Below are 25,077 nucleotides of genomic sequence, written 5' to 3'. Positions count from 1 at the left end.
CCATGGCGGAGACGGATGCGACGCGGACGGGCGCGGCGGAGCCGGCGGGCGCGGGTCCGCAGCGGCAGGGCGCCGGCGGGCGCGCCGGGCCGCGTGCCGTGACTGACGGGGCGCCCACCCGTGCCGAGTACTGCGTGCTGGCCTGCGCGGAGGCGTGGCGGGACGCCGGCGAGGTCCTTGCCAGCCCGATGGGGACCGTACCGTCCATCGGGGCGCGGCTGGCGCGGCTGACCTTCTCGCCCGATCTGCTGCTCACGGACGGGGAGGCGCTGCTGATCGGCGATGTGCCGGCGCTCGGGGCGCGGGCGGAGGTGACGGAGGGGTGGCTGCCCTATCGCGGGCATCTCGCCCTGGTGGCCACGGGCCGCCGGCACGTCATGATGGGCGCGAGCCAGATCGACCGTTTCGGGAACCAGAACATCTCCTGCATCGGCGACTGGTCCCGGCCCGCCCGGCAGCTGCTCGGCGCTCGCGGTGCCCCTGCCAACACCGTGAACAATCCGACGAGTTACTGGGTGCCGCGGCACTCCCCCAGGTCCTTCGTGGAACAGGTCGACATGGTCTGCGGGGTCGGCTACGACCGGGCGGCCGCGGCCGGGCCCGCCGCGGCCCGTTTCCACCGGATACCCGAAGTCATCAGCGATCTGGGGGTGTTCGACTTCGCCACGCCCGGCCGGACGATGCGGGTGCGCTCCCTGCACCCCGGCGTGACCGTCGAGCAGGTCCGCGCGGCGACCGGCTTCGCGCTGGCCGTACCGCCCGGCGTGCCCGCGACGCGGGAGCCGACGGCCGGTGAGCTGCGGCTGATCCGTGAGGTGATCGACCCGCACGGGCTGCGCGAGGGCGAGGTGCGGACGTGACGGCCGGGCGGCAGCGGGAAGAGGACGAAGGCGGTCCGCCGGTGCGGCGTGCCTCCCCGGCCGATGGCCCGCCGGTGCTGCGTACCGCCCTGACCGATCTGGTGGGGGTGCGGCATCCCGTCGTCCAGACCGGTATGGGCTGGGTGGCCGGGCCGCGGCTGGTGTCGGCGACCGCGAACGCCGGGGCGCTGGGGATCCTGGCGTCGGCGACGATGACCGTGCCGGAGCTGCGGGCCGCGGTGCGCGAGGTGCACGCGCGTACCCGGGCGCCGTTCGGGGTGAATCTGCGGGCGGATGCCGGGGACGCGGCGGAGCGGGTGCGGATCATCATCGAGGAGGGGGTGCGGGTCGCGTCGTTCGCGCTCGCGCCGTCGCGTGAACTGATCGCCCGCCTCAAGGACGCCGGTGTGCTGGTGATCCCTTCCGTCGGGGCGCGGCGGCATGCCGAGAAGGTCGCCGCCTGGGGCGCGGACGCCGTCCTGGTCCAGGGCGGCGAGGGCGGCGGGCACACCGGCGAGGTGGCGACGACGGTGCTGTTGCCGCAGGTCGTGGACGCGGTGGACATTCCGGTGATCGCCGCGGGCGGGTTCCACGACGGCCGGGGCCTGGTGGCCGCGCTGGCGCTCGGTGCGTGCGGGGTGGCCATGGGGACGCGGTTTCTGCTGACGTCGGACAGCACCGTGCCGGACGCGGTCAAGGCGCGCTACCTGGCGGCGTCGGTCCGCGACGTCACCGTCACGACGAAGGTGGACGGGCTGCCGCACCGGATGCTGCGCACCGATCTGGTCACCGCCCTCGAACGGTCCGGGCGGACGGCCGCGCTGCTGCGGGCCGTGCGGCATGCGGCGGCCTTCCGCAAGCGCTCGGGGCTGCGCTGGTCGCAGCTGGCGCGCGACGGGCTGGCCCTGCGGCGCGGCAAGGGGCTGAGCTGGAGCCAGGTGCTGCTGGCCGCGAACACGCCGATGATGCTCCGCGCGGCGATGGTGGAGGGCCGGCCGGATCTGGGGGTGATGGCCTCGGGGCAGGTGGCCGGACTGATCGGGGATCTGCCGTCGTGCGCGGAACTGGTGGAGCGGATCATGGCGGAGGCGGGTGCGACGCTGCGGCGGCTGCCCGTGCCACCTGCGGGTATGGCCGCTTTCCCGAGGACGTCCGACGGGCGGTGCTGATTCCTGGCGGGTACCTGTGGAGAATGGAGAATGTACGTGCGAAGACCGCTGCGGGCTTCGCAGGGGGAATTGTCCACTGGGGGGAGAGATCCACATATGCGGAAGTTCCTGGCCACGGCGTTGGCCGTGGTGGCATGCAGCGCTTCACTGACCCTTTCGACGGCGTCGCAGGCGGCGGCCGCCGGGCCGCCTGCACAGTGCGTCAAGGTGCGGAAGTTCTTCACCAAGGGCGAGCAGCGCGCGGTGCGGCTGACGAATCTGTGCACCCGCCGCCCGGCCTGCTACGTCATCGTCGTGCCGCATCACGCCGACCCGCGCGGGCGGCTCTCCAAGGGCGTGACGAAGGACGTGTCCTACACGACGGTGCGCGCGCCTCGGGCGCTGTACGTCAAGAACGCGCAGTGCTGAGCGGCTGACGGGAGGCGCCGGCCGGGCGGGGCTCCGCTGCCGGCCGGCGCTCCCCGCGGCTCACAGCCGCTCGATCACCGTGACGTTCGCCTGGCCGCCGCCCTCGCACATGGTCTGGAGGCCGTAGCGGCCGCCGGTCCGCTCCAGCTCGTGCAGCAGGGTCGTCATGAGTCTGACGCCGGTCGCGCCGAGCGGATGGCCGAGGGCGATGGCTCCGCCGTTGACGTTGACCTTGGCGGGGTCGGCGCCGGTCTCCTTCAGCCAGGCCAGCACGACCGGCGCGAACGCCTCGTTGATCTCGACGAGGTCGATGGCGTCGAGCGTGAGGCCGGTCTTCTTCAGCGCGTGGGCGGTGGCCGGGATGGGCGCGGTGAGCATCCGGATCGGGTCATCGCCACGTACCGACAGGTGGTGGATGCGGGCGCGCGGCGTCAGCCCGTGCTCGCGCAGTGCGCGCTCGCTCGCCAGCAGCATCGCCGCGGCGCCGTCGGAGACCTGGGAGGAGACGGCGGCGGTCAGCCGTCCGCCGTCGACCACCGGCTTCAGCCCGGCCATCTTCTCCAGCGAGGTGTCGCGCCGCGGCCCCTCGTCCACGGCGACGTCCCCGTACGGCACGATCTCGCGGGTGAAGCGGCCCTCGTCGACGGCGTGCAGGGCGCGTCGGTGGGAGCGGAGTGCGAACTCCTCCATGGCGGGGCGGGAGATGTCCCATTTCTCGGCGATGAGTTCGGCGCCGTGGAACTGGTTCACTGGCAGGTCGCCGTAGCGTGCCCGCCAGCCCGCGCTGCCCGCGAACGGGCCTTCGGTGAGGCCGAGCGGTACGGCGGCCTGCCGGCTGGCGAAGGCGATCGGGATCATCGACATGTTCTGGGTACCGGCCGCGACGACGAGGTCCTGGGTGCCGGAGAGTACGGCCTGCGCGGCGAAGTGCACGGCCTGCTGCGAGGAGCCGCACTGGCGGTCGACGGTGACACCGGGCACCTCTTCGGGGAGCCCGGCTGCCAGCCAGCTGGTCCGGGCGATGTCGCCGGCCTGCGGGCCCACGGTGTCCAGGCAGCCCATGACGACGTCGTCGACGGCTGCCGGGTCCAGGCCGGTCCGGTCCATCAGTGCCGCCAGGACGTGGGCGCCGAGATCGGCGGGGTGGACGGCGGCCAGCCCGCCGTTGCGTTTGCCGACCGGGGTGCGCAGCGCGTCGACGATGTAGGCCACGGCCATGGCGATCAGGCTCCTTCGCGTGAGCGGGTCAGGTCAGTCCCGCAGGGCGATGCCGTCCAGGACCATCGAGAGGTACTGGCGGGCGATCTCCTCCGGGCTGTGGTGTCCGTCCGGCCGGTACCAGCTCGCCGCCACCCAGACGGTGTCGCGGACGAAGCGGTAGGTGAGCCGGATGTCGAGGTCGGTGCGGAAGCTGCCGTCGGCGACGCCCCGCTCCAGCGTGCCGAGCCAGGCTTTCTCGAACTTCTGCTGGGAGTCGGTGAGATAGCCGAAGCGGGGCTGGGCGGCGAGGTGCCGGGACTCCTTCTGGTAGATGGCGACCGCGGCGCGGTGCCGGTCGATCTCCCGGAAGGATTCGGTGACCAGGGCCTCCAGGGTCTTCCTGGGGGCGTGGCCGGCGGCCAGTACCGCGTCGTAGCCGTCCCACAGTTCGTTCAGGAAGGTGGACAGGATCTCGTCCACCATCGATTCCTTGGAGTCGAAGTGGTAGTAGAGGCTGCCGGCGAGGATGCCGGCCTCGTCCGCGATGCGGCGGACGGTGGTGGCGTTGTAGCCGTGGGCGGCGAAGACCTCGGCGGCGGTGTGCAGCAGTTCGCGGCGGCGCTCGGGCGACGCACTCACGGTCGTCGTCTTCTTCTTGGCAGCCGGGCTCTTCGCGGCTGACTTCTTGGCGGTGGACACCTGCCCATTGTCGCTCCCGGTCCCTGGCCGGCGTACTGGCGCATGAGGTCATCGCCGGCTCAGGCGTGCTGGCTGCTGACCGGGACGACCTCGCCGGTCATGTACGACGCGTAGTCGCTGGCGAGGAAGACGATGACGTTGGCGACCTCCCAGGGTTCCGCGTAGCGGCCGAACGCCTCGCGGGCGGTCAGTTCGGCGAGCAGGGTGTCGGTGGTCACCTTCGCGAGGTGCGGGTGCATGGCGAGGCTCGGCGAGACCGCGTTGACCCGGACTCCGTAGGCGGCTGCTTCCACGGCGGCGCAGCGGGTCAGCGCCATCACGCCGGCCTTGGCCGCCGCGTAGTGGGCCTGGCCGCGCTGGGCGCGCCAGCCGACGACGGAGGCGTTGTTGACGATGGCGCCTCCAGGTGTGCCGGGGTGGTCCCGCATCCGGCGCAGGGCGGCCCTGGTGCAGCGGAAGGTGCCGTTCAGGGTGGTGTCGAGGACGGTGTCCCACTGCGCGTCGGTCATGTCGACGAGGTCGGCTGTGCCGCCGAGTCCGGCGTTGTTGACGACGATGTCGAGCCGGCCGTGCCGCTCTTCGGCCCGTGCGAAGAGCGCGCCGACCTGTGCCTCGTCGGTGACGTCGCAGGGCTCGGCGGTGACGTGGGCGGCGCCGAACTCCGCGGCGAGCCGGTCGGCCGACTCCGCGAGGCGGCGCGTGTGGGTGTCGGAGATGAGGACGTCCGCGCCCTCTTCCAGCAGTTTGCGGGCGGTGGCGCCGCCGATTCCGGCACCGGCCGCTGCGGTGACGACGGCCGTCCGGCCGGCCAGCAGTCCGTGCCCCGGCACATACGAAGGCTTCTCGGTCGTCATGGCCGTACGCTAACCTACCAAACACTTGTTAGGGAACACTCGGTGCCGCGCCGGACCCCACCGGCGACCGCGCCTCCAGGAGCCGATCAGCAGAGAGGCCGCCCGCCGATGGATCTCGAACACACCCCGGAGGACGAGGAGTTCAGGCGGACGGCCCGCGCCTGGCTCGCCGCGCACGTACCGGCCGCCCCCCTGCCGTCCCTGGAGACCGCGGAGGGCTTCGCGGCCCACCGGGAGTGGGAACGCACACTGGCGGCCGACCGGTGGTCGGTGGTCTCCTGGCCGGCGGAGTACGGCGGCCGGGACGCCTCGCTCGCCCGCTGGCTGCTCTTCGAGGAGGAGTACTACGCGGCCGGGGCCCCGGGACGGGTCGGCCAGAACGGCATCAGCCTGCTCGCGCCGACCCTCTTCGCGCACGGCACCGAAGCCCAACTCGCCCGTGTCCTGCCGCCGATGGCGGGCGGCACGGTGGTCTGGGCGCAGGCGTGGTCGGAGCCCGAGGCCGGTTCGGACCTGGCCTCGCTGCGGTCCACCGCGGTGCGCACCGACGGCGGCTGGCTGCTGAGCGGGCAGAAGACCTGGTCCTCGCGGGCCGCCTTCGCCGACCGCGCGTTCGGCCTGTTCCGCAGCCACCCGGAGGCGGACCGCCCGCACCGCGGCCTGACGTACCTGATGTTCGATCTCACGGCGCCCGGCCTGACCGTACGGCCCATCGGGCGGCTGGACGGCAAGCCCGCCTTCGCCGAGCTGTTCCTGGACGGGGTGTTCGTCCCCGACGAGGACGTGATCGGCGAGCCGGGGCAGGGCTGGCGGGTGGCCATGAGCACGGCGGGCAACGAGCGCGGGCTGACGCTGCGCAGCCCCGGCCGCTTCACCGCGGCCGCCGACCGCCTCGTCGCCCTGTGGAACCGCCGCGCCGACCCGTCCGACACGGCGCTGCGCGACCGCGTCGCCGACCTCGTCATCGGGGCCCGCGCCTACCACCTGTTCACCCGCGCCCACGCGGCGCGGCTCGCGGCGGGCGAGGATCTCGGCGCCGAGTCGAGCCTCAACAAGATCTTCTGGTCCGAACTGGACATCGCGCTCCACGAGACCGCGCTCGATCTGCTCGGCGCCGAGGGCGAACTCGCCGACACCGCGACCGAGGCCCCCGCGCACGGCAGTTGGGCCGACGGCTGGACCTTCGCCCTGGCCGGCCCCGTCTACGCGGGCACCAACGAGATCCAGCGCGACATCATCGCCGAACGGCTGCTGGGACTGCCCAAGGGACGGCGGTAGGGCCCGCACCGCCGCCACCGCACGACCACGCAAGGGAAGGGACCGGCATCGGATGGCATTTCTTCTCAACGACGAGCAGCGCGAGTTCGGGCGCACGCTGGGGCGGCTGCTGGGGGCCGCGGACACCGCGGCCGCGGTCCGCGCCTGGGCGGACGGCGACGCCGGACCCGGCCGGAAACTGTGGCAACGGCTCGCCGGAACAGGGGTGTTCGCGCTCGCGGTACCGGAGGAACACGGCGGAGTGGGCTTCCTTCCCATCGAACTGGCCGTGGCGTTCATGGAGTTGGGCCGCTACGCGGTTCCGGGACCGGCGGTGGAGACGGTCGCGGCGGCCGTCCTGCTGGATCGGCTCGACGGCCCGGAGCCGGCCGCGTCGTGGCTGCCGGGCATCGCGTCGGGCTCCGCCCTCGCCTCGTACGCGGATGCGGCGCACGGTCCGTACGCCCTCGACGCCGACGTGGCCGACGTGACGCTGGCGGTGTCCGGCGACCAACTGCGGCGCCCGGCGGGCCATGGCACCGTCCAGCCGTCGCTCGACCCGGCGCGGCGCCTCGCCCGGCCCGCCGATGACGGCGCGCTGCTGGCGCACGGCCCCGGGGTCGCGGCGGCCGCCGCCGCGGCAGCCGATGCGGCGGCCCTGCTGACCGCGGCCCAGGCCCTGGGCACCGGCTGCCGCCTGCTCGCCGACACGGTGGATTACGTACGGCAGCGCATCCAGTTCGGCGTGCCGGTCGGCTCGTTCCAGGCGGTCAAGCACCGGCTGTCCGATGCGCTGCTGGCCCTGGAGTTCGCCCGGCCCCTGGTGTTCGCGGGGGCGGTGGCGCTGGCGCGGGCCGCGGACGGGACGGCGACGCGCGACGTGGCCGCGGCGAAGGCCGCCGCGGGCGAGGCGGCGTACGGGGCGGCGCGGGCCGCGCTCCAGCTGCACGGCGCGGTCGGCTACACGGAGGAGCTGGACCTGTCCCTGTGGATCCGCAAGGCGCGGGCGCTGCGGTCGGCCTGGGGCACGCCGTCGGCCTGCCGGGCCCGGGTCCTCGCGGCGACGGACGGAGAGGTGCCCGCCGCAGCCGATTCTTTTTACAGGTAAAACACCTGTTAACGTTTAAGCATGGGAAAGCATGCCAGACCGACGAGGACGCGGATCACACACGCGCCGGGAGGCGGTGTGCGTGCCCGGCCGCTGCCGATCCGCAGCACCGTACGGCTGCGCAGGCCCGTCGACATCTGGCACAAGCCCGCGCTCAGCGCGGTCGTCGCGATGGCCGTCCCCGACCTGACGCTGTTCGCGCTGGGCCGGATGGATCTGGTCCTCTACACCTCGGCCGGCGCGATGTGCGCCCTGTACGGGCACGGCCTGCCGTACGCGGCGCGGGCCCGCACCCTGCCGTGGGTCGTGGCCGGCATGGTCGCGAGCCTCGGCGCCGCCCTGACGGCCGCGTCCCTGATCACCTCCACCGCCCTGCTGGTGGTGCCGGCCTCGCTGCTCGCCGCGGTCCACAAGATGGTCTGCGACGCGACGCGGATCGGCCCGCCGGGCAACCTCATCTTCACCTTCATCGCGGCATCGGCCTTCTTCGTCCCTCAGCAGGCAGGGCAGCTACCGCTGCACCTGGCACTGGCGCTGGCGGCCGGCGCGCTGGCCTGGCTGGTGTGCATGGCGCCCGCGCTGATCCGGCCGCACGGCCCCGAGCGCATCGCCACCGCCCGCGCCCTGGAGGCAGCGGCGGCGCTGCTGCGCACGGATCCCGGCGGCGGACCGGCCGCGGCAGGCGCACGGCAGGCGACCGCGGGCGCCGTGAACGCCGCCTGGCACACCCTCTTCCTCGTGCCCGCCCGCACCCCCGCGAAGGCCGCCGCACGGACCGGTCTCGAACGGCTGCTCATCCGTGCCGAATCGGCCCTGGAAGGCCCGGCAGGTCCGGGCGGCGCGGCGGCCGCCGAGGCGGAGCTGTTCGGCGGCTGGGCGCGCGAGGTCCGCGGCGGCGGGCCGCTCCCCGACGTGCCGCTCTCGACGGCCCAGCGCGCGGAACTCGACGGCGTCGTCACGGAGACCGCGGACCTGGACCTGACCCGCCCGGACGGGCCGCGGCGGCCCGCGCCCGGACGGCCGCGCGGGTTCCGTGCCCTGGCGGCCGCGCTCGCGCCCGGGTCTGTGCTGCTGCCGGTCGGCCTGCGGGTCGCGGCGGGCTGCGCGCTGGCGGGCTGGGCCTCGATGGCGCTCGGCGTCGGGCATCCGTACTGGGCGGTGGTGACCGCGGCCTCGGTCTTCCAGGCCAACACCACCCTGTCCTGGCAGCGTGCACTGCAACGCACCCTCGGCAATCTGCTCGGGCTGCTGCTGTTCACCGCGCTGCTGCCGCTGATCCACACCGGCCATCTGACGATGATCGGCCTCGCCCTGACCTTCCAGCTCGGGGCCGAGGCGTGGATCACCCGCAACTACTGGCTCGGCTCGGTCTGTGTGACGCCCATGGCGCTGCTGCTCACCGAGTTCGGCAATCCGCTGCCGGCCCGCACACTGGTCGCCGACCGCTGGATCGACACCCTGGTCGGCGCCGTGGTGGGCCTGGCCTGCTGCGTGCTGGTCACCAACCGCCGCGCCACCGACCGGATCCACACCGCACTGGACCGTGTCGACGCGGCCGGGGCCGCCGCGGAACGGCTGCTCGCGTCGGACCCCGCGCCGGCTGCGGACGACGGGCTGGAGACCGGCTGGGCCCGCGACCGGCTCGCCGTCTGCCTCGCCGAGCTGCGCGAGGCCGTCGACGTAGCGTCCGGCGAGTGGTGGCAGCACGCCCTCCCGGAGGAGCGGGTCACGCGCGCCGAACAGCAGGGGCACCGCACGCTGGCGCGGCTCGCCCGGCGGCTCGCGCAGCCCGTGCCGGTCGCTTGACCCGTGCCGGAACCCGCGTGCCGGGCAGGCACAATTGGGGGGGCGTACGGCAGCCGAGGACGTACGGCACAGGTGAGACGCACGGCGGCGGCCGAAGGCTCCGTACGGCAGGCCGAGAGGAGAGCCCGGGTGGCCGAGGACATCGTCGCGGGAGTGCTGCGTCAGTGGCAGCAGGTGCACCCAGGGCTCGACACCGGCCCGATGGCGCTGATCGGGCGGCTCAACCGCTGTTCGGCGCTGCTCCAGCAGGCGGCCGACGCCCCACTGCGGCGGGCCGGGCTCACCCGTGCCGAGTTCGACATCCTGGGCACCCTGCGCCGGATGGACCGCGAGCTGACACCCGGCCGGGTGGCCCGCGAGACCTTTGCGTCCGGCGCCGCCGTCACCAAGCGGGTGCGGCAGCTGGAGGCGCGCGGGCTGATCGTCCGCCGGCCCGACGACCGGGACCGCCGGGTCGCCCACCTCTCCCTCACCGACGAGGGCCGCGGCATCATCGACCGGCTGCTGCCCGATCAGCTGAGCTACGAGGCGGCCCTGCTCGCCGGCATCGGCGACCAGCGGCAGCACGAACTCTCCGACGGGCTGGCCGAGTTGCTGGTCGTACTCGAAGGCCGCCTGGGCAGCCTGATGGACTGAGCGGCGGCCCTCGGGCCCGCTCCCCGCGCGCACCGCTCCGTGACGCAGCTCACGCAGGAATGCCGCACACCGGCGTGACACGGCCGACGTCCCAGTGGTCGAAGGGACAAGGAAGCGCACCGAACGCAAGGGAGCCGGCGATGCCCACCGTCATCGACCACGCCGTCCAGGCCCGCCTCATCGCGACCGAGCCGCGGGCGCGGCAGATCCCCGCGGCGCTGCGTTACGACCCGGACGACCCCTTCGCGGTCCTGGTGGTGTTTCCGCCGCCCGCCTCCCTGGACGGCACCGAGGTGGTGTGGACGTTCGCCCGCGAGCTGCTGACGGAGGGGCTGCGGGGGCCCGCGGGGATCGGCGACGTGCATCTCTGGCCCTGCGGTCCGCGCACCGTCATGGTCGAGCTGCACACCGTCGAAGGGCTGGCGATGGTCCAGTTCGACGCGCGGGATCTGCGGCGCTTCCTGGCCATGGCGTACGGGCTCGTCGCCCGGGGGGACGAGGCCCGGCATCTGGACGTCGACGCCGACCTGGCGGCGCTGCTGCGGGAGGCGTAGCCGCGTCACGGGCCGGGGGCCTGATCAGTCCGTTGCGTCCGGTGGCGGCGTGCCGAAGAGGTTCGCCAGGTGCAGGTCGAGGAGGTGGAGCGCCTTCTCGGGCGGGTGGACGTCCAGCAGGACATAGGTGGAGAGCCCGTCGACGAGGCTGATCAGCAGCATCGCCTCGTCCTCGGCGTCCCGGCCGGGCGGCAGTTCGCCGCGCTCCGCCGCACGGCGCAGCTGGCCGGCGAAGAAGGCGCACAGACGGGGGATGCCTTCCCTGGCCTCGGCGCGCAGGCTTTCGTCGTGCACGGCACGAACGAAGTAGGCGGCGCCGACGAGGGTGCCGGTGCGGCTCTTGTCGTCGAGCGGGAGCATGCCCGACAGGCAGGCGCGCAGGACGGCGCGCGGCGTCGGCTCCGCCGCCATGCCGGCGATGCGGTCGCGGATCCGCCGGTCGGCCAGCTCGTTGATGTGCCGGAGGGCGAAGCCGAGCATCTCGTCCCTGGTGCGGAAGTAGTGCTGCAGCCTGCCGAGCGAGATGCCGGCCTCGGCCGCGACGTCGCGCAGGCTCGCGCCGTCCAGGCCGCGGGTGCTCGCGATCCGCCAGAGTGCTTCGGAGATCTCCCTGCGCCTGGTCTCGTGGTCCACCTTTTTGGGCACCCGCGCCCTCCCTCGGTCGCGTCCCGCGCTGTGACAGGCCGCTTTTACAAGTCGCTCGTACCGTTATAACGTACCGCTACCCAATACGATTGACTTGAAAACGGGGACCTGCCGTGCCACCTGCCGTCCCGCCCGCCACCGGGCCCGCCCTCCCGCTGCTGCGCCCGCCGCGCCACCGTGTCGACCCGCGCGCCCGGCGCTGGTGGACGGCCCAGGCGCTGCTGACGCTCAGCGGACCGCTGCTGCTCACCGCGCTGGCGCTCACCCTGTGCTCCGTCCTCTTCTTCCCCGGCGCGCTGCCCTGGCTGGGGCCGCTGCTCGTGGTGCTCGTCCTTCCCGCCCTGGCGTACCTCCTGGTGATGCCGCGGTGGCGGTACACGGTGCACGCCTGGGAGCTGGGCGACCTGGCCGTCTACGCGTCGGCCGGCTGGTTCCGGCAGCGGCGCCGGATCGCCCCGCTGTCCCGGGTGCAGACCGTCGACACGCTGCGCGGCCCGCTCCAGCGCCGCTACGGACTGGCCACCGTCACCGTCACCACCGCGTCCACCGCGGGCGACATCACCATCGCCGGGCTGTCCGACACCGACGCCGAGGCGCTGTCCCGGCGGATCAGCAAGGCCGCGCAGGACATCCGGGGTGACGCGACATGAGCGGCACCGCCCCCAGTACCCCCGCACCCGCCGTGCCCTGGCGTCGGCTGGATCCGCGCACCCTGCTGGTGCACTGCGGCTGGCTCGCCGCACCGCTCGGCTCACTCGGGCTGACCGCACTGGCCACCGGCGGCCGGATCACCACCGGCGCGTGGATCACGCTGGCCGCCGTCGCCGTCTCCTTCGCCGTCGTCACCGCGCTCGGCCTGATCCGCTGGGCCCGTACCGCGTTCCGCGTCACCGATGAGTCGTTCGAGGTGCGCAGCGGGCTGCTGACCCGGCGGCTGCGCAGCGTGCCGCTGCACCGCATCCGCACCGTCGACCTGACGGCCACGCCCCAGCACCGCCTGCTGGGCGTCACCGTCCTGCGGGCCGGCACCGCGAGTCCGTCCGAAAGCGGCGGCGCGCTGTCCCTGGAGGCGCTCACGGTCGCCGCGGCGAGGCGGCTGCGCGCCGAACTGCTCGCGCGCGCGGACACCGAGGCGGCCGCGGGCGATCCGGTCCTGGCCCGGTTCAGCCTGCGGTGGCTGCGGTACGCGCCGCTGACGTTCTGGGTCGTCGGCGGCGTCTTCGTCGCGGTCGGCACGGTCTACCGGGTGCTGGACGGCATCGGGATCGAGCCCTGGAAGCTCGGCTTCGTCCGGCGCGCGGCCCAGGAGTTCGGCAGCAGCCTGCTGTGGCTGACGATTCCCGCGGCCCTGCTCGCCGTCCTCGCCGCCGGCGCGATCGGCGCGACCGCCCTCTACACGGAGAACTGGTGGAACTACCGCCTGGAATGGGCGGATTCACGCACGCTGCGGATACGGCGGGGGCTCTTCACGACCCGCGCGGTCACCATCGAACGGGCCCGGCTGCGCGGCGTGCTGCTCAGGGAACCGCTGCTGCTGCGGGCCGGCGGCGGCGCACTGGTCCGGGCGGTCGCGGGCGGCCTCGGCAACCGCGAGGAGAACCGCAAGCGCAGCGCGGTACTGCCGCCCGCACCCCGCCCCCTCGCCCTGCGGGTGGCGGGCGGCACCCTGCGCTCGCCGTTCCCCGACGCGGAGTTCGCCGACGCGGGGGTGCCCGGCCGCCCCGCGCCGTCCGCCGTCGGATCTGACCGGCCCGACCGGCCCGCCCTGGCCCGGCATCCGCGGGCCGCGCTGCGCAGGCGGCGGCTGCGCGGGCTGCTGTGGGTGGTACTGCCCGGCACTCTGGCGTTCGCCGGGTGCGGCCTGGCCTTCGCGCCGGTGCTGCTGCACGCCGCCTGGATCTTTGCGGTGGTCGCCACGTCTGCCGTGCTGTGGCTGGCCCGGGACGCGTACCGCACGCTGGGGCACGGGGTGCACGGCCGTCATCTCGTCGTCCGCTCGGGCACGTTCAGCCGGGACACCCTCGTGCTGGAGCGCGACGCCATCGCGGCCTGGACCTTCACCAGCACGCCGGTCACCCGCCGGGCCGGCCTGGTGACGCTGACCGCGGCGGTCGCCGCAGGTGAGATGGGGTACCGCATCCCGGATCTGGCCGCGGCGGACGCGCCGGCCTTCGCGGCGGACGCGGCCCCGGGCATCATCGACGCCTTCCTGCTGCACCCGGGCCGGGCGACGGAGGGCTGACGGGCGGGGCCGGAGTGACGGCAGTTGCCCGGCCCCTGCGGTTACCCCGTCCTCCGGCGTCGATTCGTCCCCATGACGCACATCACACACCTGTCGCGTGCACGACGAGCCCGTCCCGACCGTCCTACAGGGCGAGCCGTGCCCATGAACCGACAGCCGTGAGGGAGCAGCCGCGATGCCCACCCGTGTCATCGACCAAGCCGTCCAGGTCCGTCTCATCGCGACCGCGCCCGGCCCGCACGCGGTTCCGGCTGTTCTGCATTACCAGCCCGCCGACCCGCTCGCGGTCCGGATGTCGTTCCCGCCGGAGATCTCCCTCGACGGCGCGGCGGTGGACTGGGCGTTCGCCCGCGAACTGCTGGCCGATGGGCTGCACACCCCCGCGGGCCGGGGCGACGTACGAGTGCGGCCCTACGGCCCTGAGCGCACGGTGATGGAGTTCCACGCGGACGAGGGCGTCGCCATGGTGCAGATGCGGACGGCGGATGTGCAGCGCTTCCTGGCCCGGTCCTACACGGCCGTACCTGCGGGGCAGGAGCAGGCGCATCTCGACGTCGACGGCGGGCTCGCCGAACTCTTCGGAGCAGCATGATCCGCCACGGGCGGGCCGCCGGCTCCCGCCCGCGGACACCCGGCCGCCCCGCTGCACGGGGAGCCGCCGGGCGCCGCGCACCGGGGAGCGCCAACCGGTGGTCAGCGCTGCGGGAAGCCGAAGCCGTAGCCCTGCTGCCGCAGCTCGGGGAGCAGCTGGTCCAGGGCCGCGACGGTCCGCGACCGGTCGCCGCCGCCATCGTGGAAGAGCACCGTCGGCCCGTTCGTCAGCTCGTCGCGCACCGTCGACTCGATGGTCGCGAGGCTGCCGCCCTCGAAGTCCTTGCTGTCGATGTTCCAGCCCAGCGGGCGCATCCCGTGATCGGCCGCCAGCTTCCGGCTGTACGGCGTGAACGCGCCGCCGGGGGCGCGGTAGTACTCGACCCGGGTGCCGCCCGCCGCGTCCTCGATCATCTTCTGGGCGTCGAGTATCTGCTGCGCCTGGTAGCTCTCCGGCCGGTGGTCCATGCCGGTGTTGTGGCTGATGGTGTGGTCGCAGAGCCGGTGCCCCGCGGCGACCACCCGCTTGACGAGGTCCGGATGGGCCTTCGCCTGCGGACCGATCATGCAGAACACCGCGGAGACGCGGTGCTTCTTCAGGACCTCCAGGACCTTCGGCGTCCACACCGGATCGGGTCCGTCGTCGATGGTGATGTTCAGGCTCCGCCCCGGGCGCTCCGACGCGTGCACGATCGACGGGTCCACCTTGCGGGTCTCGGGCTGCGCGGCCTTCTGCCTGCCGGTATCGACGCCTTCCGCCTGGGCCGTGTCGGAGCTGAGCTGTGTGAAGGTGAGCACCCCTGCGACCGCGAGCGCCACTGCCCCCGCCGCGGCCGCTCCGATGATGCTGCCTTCAACCCCGAAGCGCCGTGCCATGTCGATCCCGTCCCTCGCGCTGTGTTCGTGTCCGTATGCGGTGCGGCGGCCGCGCGCGCTGCCACTCACGCGCTGCCCTGCACCACGACAGATGCGCAGGAAACCGGTCAGGATGCTCCTGTTACCGATCCATCATGAAAGTTATTGATACTGGGTCCATGCCACGTGTACTTCTGATCGAGGACGACGCCGCCGTACGGGACGGAGTCTCGCTCGCGCTACGGCGGCGCGGCCACGAAGTGGCGGCCGCGGGCAGCGGCGAGGAAGGACTCGACATTCTGCCCGGATTCCGGCCGGACATCGTCCTGTTGGACCTGATGCTCCCCGGCAAGGACGGCTTCGAGGTCTGCCGGCTGATCCGCGCCGAACGGCAGCTGCCGATCATCATGCTCACCGCCCGTGGCGAAGACCTCGACGTGGTGCTCGGCCTGGAGGCGGGCGCCGACGACTACATCGTCAAACCGGCGCGCGGCGAGGTCCTGGAGGCCCGGATGCGCGCGGTGCTGCGGCGCACCGCGCTGCCCGCCGACGGCAGCGCCGCCACCGAGACCGGGCCCGCACCCGTCGAGTCGTACGGCGAGCTGGCCATAGACCGCGCGGGCCTGGTCGTCGCCAAGAGCGGCCACGATCTGGCGCTCGCCCCGTCGGAGATGAAGCTGCTGCTGTTCCTGTCCGCCACACCGGGCCAGGTCTTCAGCCGCCAGCAGCTGCTCGAACACGTCTGGGAGCACAGCTACCACGGTGACGCCCGGCTGGTGGACGCCTGCGTGATGCGGCTGCGGACGAAGATAGAGGACACCCCGCGCAGCCCCCGCTACGTGCAGACCGTGCGCGGCTTCGGTTACCGCTTCGGCCCCCTGTGAACCGCCCCGGCAGGCTGGTACCGCCCCGTTCGCTGCTGCGCGGCCTGCGGGCCCGCCTCGTCGTCGCCTTCCTGCTGGTGGCCGCGGTCAGCGCGCTGACCACCGCGGGTCTGACCTACCGCGAGGCCCGCAACGCCATCCTGCAGCGCTCCCAGGACATCGCGGTCAACGACCTGCGGGCGCAGATCAATTCGCTGGCCCCGGAGCTGGCGGTACCGCCCGCGCGCGCGGACCTCGACTCGTTCCGGGTACAGCTGGAGCGGTCGGGGAAGTCGCGCGACTGGGACATCTCGGTGCACTACCGGGGCGTGCCTGACGACAGCGCGTCCCCGCTGAGCGGCAGCGTCGTGGTGCCCGCCGACCTCCGCAAATCGGTCGAGGCCCGCCATGTGCCGGCCTTCCAGCGCGTCGACCGCAACGGCGATCCCTGGCTGCTGATCGGCATGCCGGTGCGCCAGACCGACGGCCGGGCGTCCGCGCTGTCCGTCTACGCCCAGCTGCCGCTGAACGCCGAGGAGGCGAACGTCGATGCGCTGGTGAGCGCGGCGCAGCGGGGTGCGCTGCCGGTGCTCGCGCTGTCCGTGATCCCCGCGCTGCTGGCCGCCCGTGGCGTGCTGCGTCCCGTACGGGGGCTGCGGCTGGCGGCCGGGCGGCTCGCCGAGGGGAAGCTGGACACCCGTCTCGAAGTCAAGGGCGCCGACGAACTCGCCGATCTTTCCCGGTCGTTCAACGACATGGCGGCGAAGCTGGAGGAGAACGTGGCGGAGCTGCGGCGGCTGGAGTCCAACTCCCGGCGGTTCGCCGCCGATGTGTCGCACGAGCTGCGGACGCCGCTGGCGGCGATGACGGCGGTCACCGATGTGCTCGACGAGGACGCCGACGCGCTGGATCCGGACACCGCGTCCGCCGTGCGGCTGATCAGCCAGGAGACCGGGAAGCTGGCGCGCATGGTGGAGGACCTGATGGAGGTCTCACGGTTCGACGCGGGGGCCGCCGCCCTGCACCCGGACGAGGTGGACGTGGCCGAGACCATCCGCAAGACGTTGCAGGCCCGCGCCTGGCAGGACCGGGTGACGGCCGACCTGCCCGCCGCCGTCCGCGCCCGGCTGGACCCGCGGCGCCTGGACGTGGCGGTCGCCAACCTCGTGGGCAACGCCCTGCACCATGGCGGCGAGCCGGTACGCGTACGGCTCTGCGCCCCGGCCCCGGACGACGGCCTGCTGCGCATCGAGATCGCCGACAGCGGCCCCGGCATCGACCCCGAGGTGCTGCCGCACGTCTTCGACCGCTTCTACAAAGCCGATTCGGCCCGCGCCCGCTCCGAGGGCAGCGGACTCGGACTGGCCATCGCGCTGGAGAACGTCCGGCTGCACGGCGGCTCGGTACATGCGGCCAACTCCCCCGAAGGCGGCGCGGTGTTCACCGTGGAACTGCCCCTGCACAGGTCGGACGCGGACGCCCCGGATGCGGACGCCACGGAGGAGCACGACGGGGCGGGGAACGGCACGGAGGCGGACACGGACACCGCAGCGGCTCGGCACGCGGAAGCGGCGGGGCGACCGGCGGCGCCGGCCGTCGCGGAACCCGAGGCCGCGGAGGAAGCGGACGGCGAAGGCACCCCGGACCCGGCCCCCGCACCCCACGACGACACAGGGAAGAAGGCCACCGCATGAGCACGCCGCGCTCGCTGCGCGCCGTAGGGATCACGCTCGGCGGGCTGCTGCTGACCGGCTGGTCCGCGACCACGCTGGCCGGCTGCGGGATCGCGCCGACCGATGTCATCGACGCCGGAACGCCCGCCGCGGGGGTGAAGGCCCCCGGCCGTCCGGACGCCGACGTCCAGCTCTTCTTCTACGGGCCCGCGGGGCTGCGCTCGGCGACCCGTCCGGCGAAGGCACCTGTCGATCCGCAGCAGGCGATCGACCTGCTGCTGGACGGGCCCAACCACGCCGAGCGGCAGCGCGGTCTGTCCAGCATCCTGCCCAAGCTTTCCGGCAGGCCGACCGCGGAGACCGGCACCGGAAAGGTCGACATCAAGCTGCCCGTGACGCCGCGGAAGCTGGACACCGCGTCGCTGAGCCAGCTGGTGTGCACGGCGGCCAATGCCCGGATACCGGGCGACAAGCCGCCGGGCGAGGTCATCGTGAACCTGACCGGCGCCGGTGACCGCGTCGGCCCGATGGTCTGCGGCGGCAACACCGCGTTCCCGGTGCTCCAGTCGACACCGGCCCCGGGCTCGCCGCCGGTCTCGTCCGAATGAGGCGCGCGCTACCGTAAAAGCAGGCACCCGCGTGCCGAGTAAAGGTCCGGCCGGCCCCTGAGCCTTCGGGAGAATCACGCGATGACCGAGCGCAAGCCCCCCGGTGTCAGCTTCGAGTCCTGGATCGACAAGCAGATCCGCGAGGCCCAGGAGCGGGGTGACTTCGCCGATCTGCCCGGCGTCGGCAAACCCCTCCCGCACCTCAGCCGGCCGTACGACGCACTCTGGTGGGTCAAGGAGAAGATGGCCCGCGAGGACCTGTCCTGCCTGCCGCCCTCGCTCGCCCTGCGCAAGGAGGCCGAGGAAGCGGACGAGGCGGCGGCGAACGCCCCCACCGAGGAGGCGCTGCGGCGCCTCCTCACGGCCGTCAACGAAAAGATCCGCGCGGCCCTGCGCACGCCGCTCGAAGGCCCCCCGCTCCAGCTCACGCCCTTCGACATCGAGGAACGGGCCCGCGCCTGGCGCGAGCGGCACGGCGGGTAGCGGGCGGGTCAGGGACCGGTGGCCGCCAGGCGCACCCGGAGGAAACGCGGCCGGTAGAGGCCGACGTTGCCGTTGAGGCGGCTGTCGGACGCCACGCCGGGCGGGCCGAGCCAGTTGACGTCGTAGCTGAGCAGCAGCCGGCCCGACGCGGTGAACTCCGGGTGCGCCTGCGGGTTGTAGACCGTGGTGTACCGGGGGTCGGCTCCGGGCGGGCGGGGCGGCGCGATCCGGCCGTTGGGGCCGTGCCAGGGGCCGTGCGGCGAGCAGGCCCAGTAGCTGGTGATGTCCGACAGGCCGGCCGCGCCGGTCCCCCCGGTGTCCATGGTGACCAGCACCCAGGCGGCACCGTCGCGCACCACGGTGAACGAGCTGCCGACCCCGCGCCGGCCGCCGTCCCGCAGTACCGGCGCCGCGCTGCCCGGCCCCCGCGCCCAGCCCGCGCCGTCCCAGAACCGCCAGGCGGCGCGGTCGGCGAGGCGCCCGTCCGGCACCCGCGCGAGGTAGGCGCTGGAGCCCGGGGCGGACGGCGGGTCGTCGCCGCCGAAGACGTATGTCCAGCCGCCGTCACGTACCGCCGCGGTGCCGTAGAGGACCCGCCGGGCCGGGTCGGCGACGGAGGTCTGCCCGACGGTCTCCGTGATGCCTTCCAGGCGCAGGCCGGGGAGGGAGAGGGTGGCGACCTCGGTACCGCGCGGCTGTCCGAAGACCCACGGGCCGGTGCCGGGGGCGCGGTTCCACAGCAGGACCCGGACGACCTTGTCGGCCGAACCCGGTGTCCTCGGCTCTACGCGCGCGTCCACCGGCCAGCGCCAGCCGCCCCGCGGGTCGGGGAAGAACGGCCCGGGAGCCGCCCCGCCGCCGGTCAGGGTGCGTTCGATGTGCCCCGAACGGTCCATCACCACCACGGAGTTGTGCCGCAGGTAGGGGGTGCCGCCGTGGTCCGCCGTGCGCCAGGAGTACGGCTCGCCCTGGGGGTTCGGCGGCGGATGCACGCGGTCGAGATAGGTGTCGGAGAAGAACCACAGCGTCCGTCCGTCGGGCAGCCGCAGCGAGTGGGTGCCGTCGCCGCCGGTCCAGGCGTCGGCGTGGGTGCTGTCGTCGCCGTAGCGGGCGAACTCGCCGGTCCGGGCGGCATCGGCGGACCAGGAGGCGACGCGGCGTCCGGTACAGGCCGCTTCCCGCTGCCGGGCGGCTCCCGGCAGCGCCCGCACGAACACCGCGACGGCGGCGAGCAGGGCGAGGGCGAGGAGGGCGACGGTCACCCGGCGCATCGGGGTCGTGCTGGACATTCCGCTCCTCGGTCGGGTGCCGCGCCCACCGTACCGGCCACCGCACGGGCCCCACCGGCGCGTCCCGGAGTACGGACCCGCGCAAGGTCAACGAGTGCAAGGTCACAGCAGGAGCCTCTGCTCCGGCTAACGGTCGTTCGCCTAGCCTGCTGCCATGACCGCCGAGTCCCCCGAACTCCCCCTGGCCGCCGCATTCCCGGACGCCGACCGTGCGCAGTGGCAGCGCCTCGTCGAAGGCGTGCTGCGCAAATCGGGTGCCACCCCGACGCCGGACGCCCCCGATGACGTCCTCGCCACCGACCTCCAGGACGGCATCCGCGTCCGCCCGCTCTACACCGCCGAAGACGGCGGCACGGCCGGCGGCTACCCCGGCTTCCCGCCGTTCGTACGGGCCGGCCGCCCGGAAGGGACCACCGCCTCCGGGTGGGACGTCCGCCAGCGGCAGGCGGACACCGATCCGCGCCGCGCCAACGCCTCGGTACTCGCCGACCTGGAGATGGGCGTGACGTCCCTGTGGCTGACCGTCGGCGCGGACGGCATCCCGGTGGCCTCGCTCCCCGAGGCCCTTGCGGGTGTCTATCTGGACCTGGCCGCGGTGGCACTGGACGCGGGCGCGGACTTCGCGGCGGCCGCCGAGGAACTGCTGCGGCTCTACGGCACCTCGGAGGTGCCGCTCGGCGCCGCGACCGGCACGCTCGGCGCCGACCCGCTGGGCATCGTCGCCCGCAGCGGCCGAGACGAGGCCCTGGACGCGCATCTGGCGGCCGCCGCGGAACTCGCCGTGCGCTGCGCGGCACAGGCGCCCGGCCTGCGGGCGCTGTCCGTTGACGCCCTGCCGTACCACGAGGCGGGCGGCTCGGCGGCCGAGGAGCTGGGGTGCTCGCTGGCCACCGGCGTCGCCTATCTGCGGGCCCTCACCGCCGCGGGCATGGACATCGACGCCGCCTGCGGCCAGCTGGAGTTCCGCTACGCCGCCACCGCCGACCAGTTCCTGACGATCGCCACGCTGCGCGCCGCCCGGCGGCTGTGGGCGCGGGTCGCCGAGGTGTGCGGCGCCTCGCCCGCCGCTCGCGCGCAGCGCCAGCACGCGGTCACCTCGTCGGTGATGATGACCCGTCGCGACCCGTGGGTGAACATGCTGCGCACCACGGTCGCCGGTCTTTCCGCCGGGGTGGGCGGCGCGGACGCGGTGACGGTGCTGCCGTTCGACGCGGCGCTCGGCGTGCCGGACGCGTTCGCCCGCCGGATCGCCCGGAACACGCAGTCGGTGCTCCTTGAGGAGTCGCACCTGTCGAAGGTCATCGACCCGGCGGGCGGCTCCTGGTACGTCGAGAAGCTGACGGACGAGCTGGCCCGCGCGGCCTGGGCGTGGTTCCAGGAGATCGAGGGCGCGGGCGGCCAGGCCGCGGCCCTGCGGTCCGGCGCGGTGGCCGGCCGGTGTGCGGCGACCTGGCAGCGCAGGTCCCGCAGGCTCGCCACCCGCCGCGAACCGATCACCGGCGTCAGCGAGTTCCCGCACCTGGCGGAGCCTTCGGTACACCGCGAGCCCGCTCCGGTACCGGCCGGCGGCGGGCTGCCGCGGGTGCGCAGGGACGATGCGTACGAGGCGCTGCGGGCCCGCTCCGATACACACCTGGCGGCCACCGGGGCGCGCCCGAAGGTGTTCATCGCAGCGCTGGGTCCGGCGGCCGCGCACACCGCGCGGGTGGCGTTCGCCGCCAACCTCTTCCAGGCGGGCGGGATCGAGACGGTGCAGGAGACGCCGTCGGTGGACGCGGAATCGGCCGCCGGTGCGTTCGCCGCCAGCGGCGCGCAGATCGCCTGCCTGTGCGGGAGCGACGCGCTCTACGCCGAGCAGGCGGCCGGTGTCGCGGCCGCGCTGAAGTCGGCGGGGGCGCGGCGGGTGCACCTGGCGGGCAAGCCGGGCGAGCGGCGCGAGGAATTCGGGAAGGCCGGTGTGGACGCCTTCGTCTTCGCGGGCTGCGATGCGGTCGAGGCCCTGACCTCGGCCCTGGATGTCATGGAGGTGGCGTGATGGACAGCACGACGCAACAGGCGGGCGCCATCCCGGACTTCAGCGCCGTGGACCTCGGCGATGCGGGCGCCGAGGGCGACGCCGCGCAGTGGGCCGAAGCGGTGCAGCAGGCCACCGGCAAGGGCGTCGACGACCTGACCTGGGGGACACCCGAGGGCATCGACGTCAAGCCGCTCTACACCGACGCGGACCTGGCGGGCCTGGACTTCCTGGGCACCTACCCGGGGATCGCGCCGTATCTGCGGGGCCCGTACCCGACGATGTACGTCAACCAGCCCTGGACGATCCGGCAGTACGCCGGCTTCTCCACCGCCGAGGAGTCCAACGCCTTCTACCGCCGTAACCTCGCGGCGGGCCAGAAGGGCCTGTCCGTCGCCTTCGATCTGCCCACCCACCGCGGCTACGACAGCGACCATCCGCGGGTCACCGGCGACGTCGGCATGGCGGGTGTCGCGATCGACTCGATCTACGACATGCGGCAGCTCTTCGAGGGCATCCCGCTGGACAGGATGACGGTGTCGATGACGATGAACGGCGCGGTGCTGCCCGTTCTCGCCCTCTACATCGTGGCCGCCGAGGAACAGGGCGTGCCGCCCGAGAAGCTGGCCGGGACCATCCAGAACGACATCCTCAAGGAGTTCATGGTCCGCAACACCTACATCTATCCGCCGCAGCCCTCGATGCGGATCATCTCCGACATCTTCGCGTACACCTCGCAGAAGATGCCGCGCTACAACTCCATCTCGATCTCCGGCTATCACATCCAGGAGGCGGGCGCGACGGCCGACCTGGAGCTGGCGTACACCCTCGCCGACGGCGTGGAGTACCTGCGCGCGGGCATGGCGGCGGGCATGGACGTGGACTCCTTCGCCCCGCGCCTCTCGTTCTTCTGGGCGATCGGCATGAACTTCTTCATGGAGATCGCCAAGCTGCGCGCAGCCCGGCTGCTCTGGGCCCGCCTTGTCCAGCAGTTCGAGCCGCAGAACCCCAAGTCCCTTTCCCTGCGCACCCATTCGCAGACCTCGGGCTGGTCGCTGACGGCGCAGGACGTGTTCAACAACGTCACGCGCACGTGCGTGGAGGCGATGGCGGCGACCCAGGGCCACACCCAGTCACTGCACACCAACGCGCTCGACGAGGCCCTCGCCCTGCCCACCGACTTCTCCGCCCGCATCGCCCGCAACACCCAGCTCTTCCTCCAGCAGGAGTCGGGCACCTGCCGGGTCATCGACCCGTGGGGCGGCAGCGCGTACGTCGAGAAGCTCACCCACGATCTGGCGCAGCGGGCCTGGCAGCACATCGAGGAGGTGGAGGCGGCCGGCGGCATGGCGAAGGCCATCGACGCGGGCATCCCCAAGCTGCGCGTGGAGGAGGCCGCGGCCCGCACGCAGGCGCGGATCGACTCCGGCCGGCAGGCGCTGATCGGCGTCAACAAGTACCGGGTGGAGACCGACGAGGAGATCGACGTCCTCAAGGTAGACAACTCCGCGGTGCGCACCCAGCAGATCGAGAAGCTGCGGCGGCTGCGCGCGGAGCGGGACGAGGGCGCGTGCCAGGAGGCGCTGCGGGCACTGTCCGCGGCCGCGGCCACCACGCCCGGCGAGGGACTTGAGGGCAATCTGCTGGCGCTCGCCGTGGACGCGGCCCGCGCGATGGCGACGGTCGGCGAGATCTCGGACGCCCTGGAGTCGGTCTACGGACGGCACTCCGGCCAGATCCGTACGATCTCCGGTGTGTACCGAGACGAAGCGGGCCCCTCATCCGGTGTCGAGCGCACCCGCGAGCTGGTGGCCGAGTTCGAGCGCGCCGAAGGGCGCAGGCCGCGCATCCTGGTGGCGAAGATGGGCCAGGACGGCCACGACCGCGGCCAGAAGGTGATCGCCACCGCCTTCGCCGACCTGGGCTTCGACGTGGACGTCGGCCCGCTGTTCCAGACCCCGGCCGAAGTGGCGCGGCAGGCGGTGGAGGCCGACGTGCACATCGTCGGGGTGTCCTCGCTGGCGGCCGGCCATCTGACGCTGGTGCCCGCGCTGCGCGAGGCGCTGGCGGCCGAGGACCGCAAGGACATCACGGTCGTGGTGGGCGGGGTGATCCCGCCCCAGGACGTGCAGACGCTGCGCGACATGGGCGCCGCCGCGGTCTTCCCGCCCGGCACGGTCATCCCGGACGCCGCGTACGACCTGGTGAAGGACCTGGCACAGGTCCTCGGCCACGAGCTGTGAGCCGGTACGGCCGATGCCTGTGAGGATCGATGTCGAGCGGTACGCCGAGGGGGTACGCGCGGGGTCCAGGGCGTGGATCGCACGCGCCGTCACCCTCGTGGAGTCCACCCGAGCCGACCACCGTGCGGCGGCCCAGCGGCTGCTGGTCGAGCTGCTGCCGTACTCCGGCACGGCCCGTCGGGTGGGGATCAGCGGGGTGCCGGGGGTCGGCAAGTCGACGTTCATCGACGCGCTCGGCACGCAACTGACCGGCGCGGGGCACCGCGTGGCCGTGCTGGCCGTCGATCCGTCGTCGAGCCGTACCGGCGGCTCCATCCTGGGTGACAAGACCCGGATGGAGCGGCTGGCGACCGACCCGGCCGCGTTCGTCCGCCCCTCCCCCACGTCCGGCACGCTGGGCGGCGTGGCGCGGGCGACCCGGGAGTCCATCATCGTGATGGAGGCGGCGGGCTACGACGTCGTGCTGGTGGAGACGGTCGGCGTCGGCCAGTCCGAGACCACCGTCGCGAACATGGTCGACACCTTTCTGCTGCTGACCCTGGCCCGTACCGGCGATCAGCTCCAGGGCATCAAGAAGGGGGTCCTTGAGCTGGCGGACCTGGTGTCGGTGAACAAGGCGGACGGCCCGCACGAGCGGGACGCGCGCGCGGCGGCCCGTGAACTGTCCGGCGCGCTGCGTCTGTTGCAGCCGCCGGACGCGGCCTGGACGCCGCCGGTGCTCACCTGCAGCGCCCGCGAGGGCACCGGTCTCGACACGGTCTGGGAGCGCATCGAGCAGCACCGCACGCTGCTGGAGTCGAGCGGCGCGCTGGCCGAGCGGCGCCGTGCGCAGCAGGTGGACTGGACGTGGACGATGGTCCGCGAACAGCTCATCGACCGGCTGCGGAACCACCCCGAGGTCCGCAAGCTGAGCCCGGGAATCGAGCAGGACGTCCGTGAGGGCGCCCTCACGGCGACGCTGGCCGCCGAGCGGATCCTGGACGCGTTCGGACTGCCGGTCGCCGACGGCTGAACGGGCCG

24 protein-coding genes are annotated in these 25,077 nt (G+C 73.6%); 18 read left to right on the top strand and 6 right to left on the bottom strand.

What is annotated here, in order from left to right:
• The first annotated feature begins 2 nt into the window (after positions 1–2).
• The 3 genes from LIU39_RS00870 to LIU39_RS00860 all read left to right on the top strand — a co-directional run bounded on the left by LIU39_RS00870 (position 3) and on the right by LIU39_RS00860 (position 2,437).
• A complete protein-coding gene (locus LIU39_RS00870; protein WP_227043429.1) occupies positions 3–860 on the top strand; it encodes a CoA-transferase subunit beta in 858 nt (285 codons plus the stop codon).
• 77 nt (positions 861–937) lie between these two features.
• Positions 938–2,029 (top strand): NAD(P)H-dependent flavin oxidoreductase, encoded by a 1,092-nt coding sequence (locus tag LIU39_RS00865; RefSeq protein ID WP_227043661.1) that lies wholly within the window; start codon positions 938–940, stop codon positions 2,027–2,029.
• A 96-nt stretch (positions 2,030–2,125) separates the two neighbouring features.
• On the top strand, positions 2,126–2,437 hold the full coding sequence (locus LIU39_RS00860; protein WP_227043426.1) for a hypothetical protein: 312 nt from the start codon (positions 2,126–2,128) through the stop codon (positions 2,435–2,437).
• Between the two features lie 60 nt (positions 2,438–2,497).
• Here the strand turns inward: LIU39_RS00860 and LIU39_RS00855 are convergent, their stop codons facing one another.
• From LIU39_RS00855 to LIU39_RS00845, 3 genes are all read right to left on the bottom strand, one after another.
• A complete protein-coding gene (locus LIU39_RS00855; RefSeq protein ID WP_227043424.1) occupies positions 2,498–3,655 on the bottom strand; it encodes an acetyl-CoA C-acetyltransferase in 1,158 nt (385 codons plus the stop codon).
• 33 nt (positions 3,656–3,688) lie between these two features.
• Positions 3,689–4,276, bottom strand: coding sequence for a TetR/AcrR family transcriptional regulator (locus tag LIU39_RS00850; RefSeq protein ID WP_227043659.1), 588 nt, complete (start codon positions 4,274–4,276; stop codon positions 3,689–3,691).
• 119 nt (positions 4,277–4,395) lie between these two features.
• A complete protein-coding gene (locus LIU39_RS00845) occupies positions 4,396–5,190 on the bottom strand; it encodes an SDR family oxidoreductase (RefSeq protein WP_227043423.1) in 795 nt (264 codons plus the stop codon).
• A 108-nt stretch (positions 5,191–5,298) separates the two neighbouring features.
• Here LIU39_RS00845 and LIU39_RS00840 point away from each other — a divergent pair, with 108 nt between their 5' ends.
• The 5 genes from LIU39_RS00840 (at position 5,299) to ssgD (LIU39_RS00820) (ending at position 10,551) form a co-directional block, all read left to right on the top strand.
• Entirely contained in the window at positions 5,299–6,468 is a 1,170-nt protein-coding gene (locus LIU39_RS00840; protein WP_227043421.1) for an acyl-CoA dehydrogenase family protein, read from the top strand.
• Positions 6,469–6,520: 52 nt separating this feature from the next.
• A complete protein-coding gene (locus tag LIU39_RS00835) occupies positions 6,521–7,555 on the top strand; it encodes an acyl-CoA dehydrogenase family protein (protein ID WP_227043419.1) in 1,035 nt (344 codons plus the stop codon).
• 78 nt (positions 7,556–7,633) lie between these two features.
• Complete coding sequence (locus LIU39_RS00830) at positions 7,634–9,361, top strand: FUSC family protein (protein ID WP_227043417.1); 1,728 nt, start codon at positions 7,634–7,636, stop codon at positions 9,359–9,361.
• A gap of 129 nt (positions 9,362–9,490) precedes the next feature.
• A complete protein-coding gene (locus LIU39_RS00825) occupies positions 9,491–9,997 on the top strand; it encodes a MarR family winged helix-turn-helix transcriptional regulator (protein ID WP_227043415.1) in 507 nt (168 codons plus the stop codon).
• 140 nt (positions 9,998–10,137) lie between these two features.
• Positions 10,138–10,551 carry a spore wall synthesis regulator SsgD gene (gene ssgD, locus LIU39_RS00820; RefSeq protein ID WP_227043413.1) on the top strand — a complete coding sequence of 138 codons (414 nt, stop codon included), beginning with the start codon at positions 10,138–10,140 and terminating at the stop codon, positions 10,549–10,551.
• A gap of 24 nt (positions 10,552–10,575) precedes the next feature.
• Here ssgD (LIU39_RS00820) and LIU39_RS35145 read toward each other — a convergent pair whose 3' ends face one another.
• Positions 10,576–11,196 carry a TetR/AcrR family transcriptional regulator gene (locus tag LIU39_RS35145; protein ID WP_227043411.1) on the bottom strand — a complete coding sequence of 207 codons (621 nt, stop codon included), beginning with the start codon at positions 11,194–11,196 and terminating at the stop codon, positions 10,576–10,578.
• Positions 11,197–11,309: 113 nt separating this feature from the next.
• On the opposite strand from LIU39_RS35145, the gene LIU39_RS00810 reads away from it, so the two are divergent.
• The 3 genes from LIU39_RS00810 (at position 11,310) to ssgD (LIU39_RS00800) (ending at position 14,030) form a co-directional block, all read left to right on the top strand.
• Positions 11,310–11,846 carry a PH domain-containing protein gene (locus LIU39_RS00810; RefSeq protein WP_227043410.1) on the top strand — a complete coding sequence of 179 codons (537 nt, stop codon included), beginning with the start codon at positions 11,310–11,312 and terminating at the stop codon, positions 11,844–11,846.
• Positions 11,843–13,438: a PH domain-containing protein gene (locus tag LIU39_RS00805; RefSeq protein ID WP_227043409.1), complete on the top strand. Its 1,596-nt coding sequence runs from the start codon at positions 11,843–11,845 to the stop codon at positions 13,436–13,438. The genes LIU39_RS00810 and LIU39_RS00805 overlap by 4 nt, the downstream gene beginning before the upstream one ends.
• A gap of 175 nt (positions 13,439–13,613) precedes the next feature.
• Positions 13,614–14,030: a spore wall synthesis regulator SsgD gene (gene ssgD, locus LIU39_RS00800; RefSeq protein WP_227043408.1), complete on the top strand. Its 417-nt coding sequence runs from the start codon at positions 13,614–13,616 to the stop codon at positions 14,028–14,030.
• Between the two features lie 101 nt (positions 14,031–14,131).
• Here ssgD (LIU39_RS00800) and LIU39_RS00795 read toward each other — a convergent pair whose 3' ends face one another.
• Positions 14,132–14,905, bottom strand: a complete 774-nt coding sequence (locus LIU39_RS00795) for a polysaccharide deacetylase family protein (protein WP_227043657.1) — start codon at positions 14,903–14,905, stop codon at positions 14,132–14,134.
• A gap of 158 nt (positions 14,906–15,063) precedes the next feature.
• Here LIU39_RS00795 and LIU39_RS00790 point away from each other — a divergent pair, with 158 nt between their 5' ends.
• The 4 genes from LIU39_RS00790 (at position 15,064) to LIU39_RS00775 (ending at position 18,511) form a co-directional block, all read left to right on the top strand.
• Positions 15,064–15,768 carry a response regulator gene (locus LIU39_RS00790; RefSeq protein WP_227043407.1) on the top strand — a complete coding sequence of 235 codons (705 nt, stop codon included), beginning with the start codon at positions 15,064–15,066 and terminating at the stop codon, positions 15,766–15,768.
• Complete coding sequence (locus tag LIU39_RS00785) at positions 15,765–17,441, top strand: ATP-binding protein (protein ID WP_227043405.1); 1,677 nt, start codon at positions 15,765–15,767, stop codon at positions 17,439–17,441. Before LIU39_RS00790 ends, LIU39_RS00785 begins: the two co-directional genes overlap by 4 nt.
• Positions 17,438–18,028 (top strand): hypothetical protein, encoded by a 591-nt coding sequence (locus tag LIU39_RS00780; RefSeq protein WP_227043403.1) that lies wholly within the window; start codon positions 17,438–17,440, stop codon positions 18,026–18,028. Before LIU39_RS00785 ends, LIU39_RS00780 begins: the two co-directional genes overlap by 4 nt.
• An 81-nt stretch (positions 18,029–18,109) precedes the next feature.
• Entirely contained in the window at positions 18,110–18,511 is a 402-nt protein-coding gene (locus tag LIU39_RS00775; protein WP_227043401.1) for a DnaJ family domain-containing protein, read from the top strand.
• An 8-nt stretch (positions 18,512–18,519) separates the two neighbouring features.
• Here LIU39_RS00775 and LIU39_RS00770 read toward each other — a convergent pair whose 3' ends face one another.
• Positions 18,520–19,800, bottom strand: a complete 1,281-nt coding sequence (locus tag LIU39_RS00770) for a DUF5005 domain-containing protein (protein ID WP_227043399.1) — start codon at positions 19,798–19,800, stop codon at positions 18,520–18,522.
• A 154-nt stretch (positions 19,801–19,954) separates the two neighbouring features.
• On the opposite strand from LIU39_RS00770, the gene LIU39_RS00765 reads away from it, so the two are divergent.
• The 3 genes from LIU39_RS00765 to meaB are packed head-to-tail and all read left to right on the top strand — an operon-like array spanning position 19,955 to position 25,069.
• The gene (locus LIU39_RS00765; RefSeq protein WP_227043397.1) at positions 19,955–21,835 is read left to right on the top strand and encodes a methylmalonyl-CoA mutase subunit beta; all 1,881 of its coding nucleotides are present in this window, start codon (positions 19,955–19,957) and stop codon (positions 21,833–21,835) included.
• Positions 21,835–24,057, top strand: coding sequence for a methylmalonyl-CoA mutase (gene scpA / locus LIU39_RS00760; protein WP_227043395.1), 2,223 nt, complete (start codon positions 21,835–21,837; stop codon positions 24,055–24,057). Before LIU39_RS00765 ends, scpA begins: the two co-directional genes overlap by 1 nt.
• 13 nt (positions 24,058–24,070) lie before the next feature.
• Entirely contained in the window at positions 24,071–25,069 is a 999-nt protein-coding gene (meaB, locus tag LIU39_RS00755; protein WP_227043394.1) for a methylmalonyl Co-A mutase-associated GTPase MeaB, read from the top strand.
• The last annotated feature ends 8 nt before the right edge of the window (positions 25,070–25,077 follow it).

The sequence above is a fragment of the Streptomyces pinistramenti genome, assembly GCF_020564935.1.
GTDB lineage: Bacteria > Actinomycetota > Actinomycetes > Streptomycetales > Streptomycetaceae > Streptomyces > Streptomyces pinistramenti.
Note: the sequence above shows the minus strand (reverse complement) of the source record. Positions and strands in the feature narration are given on the sequence as shown.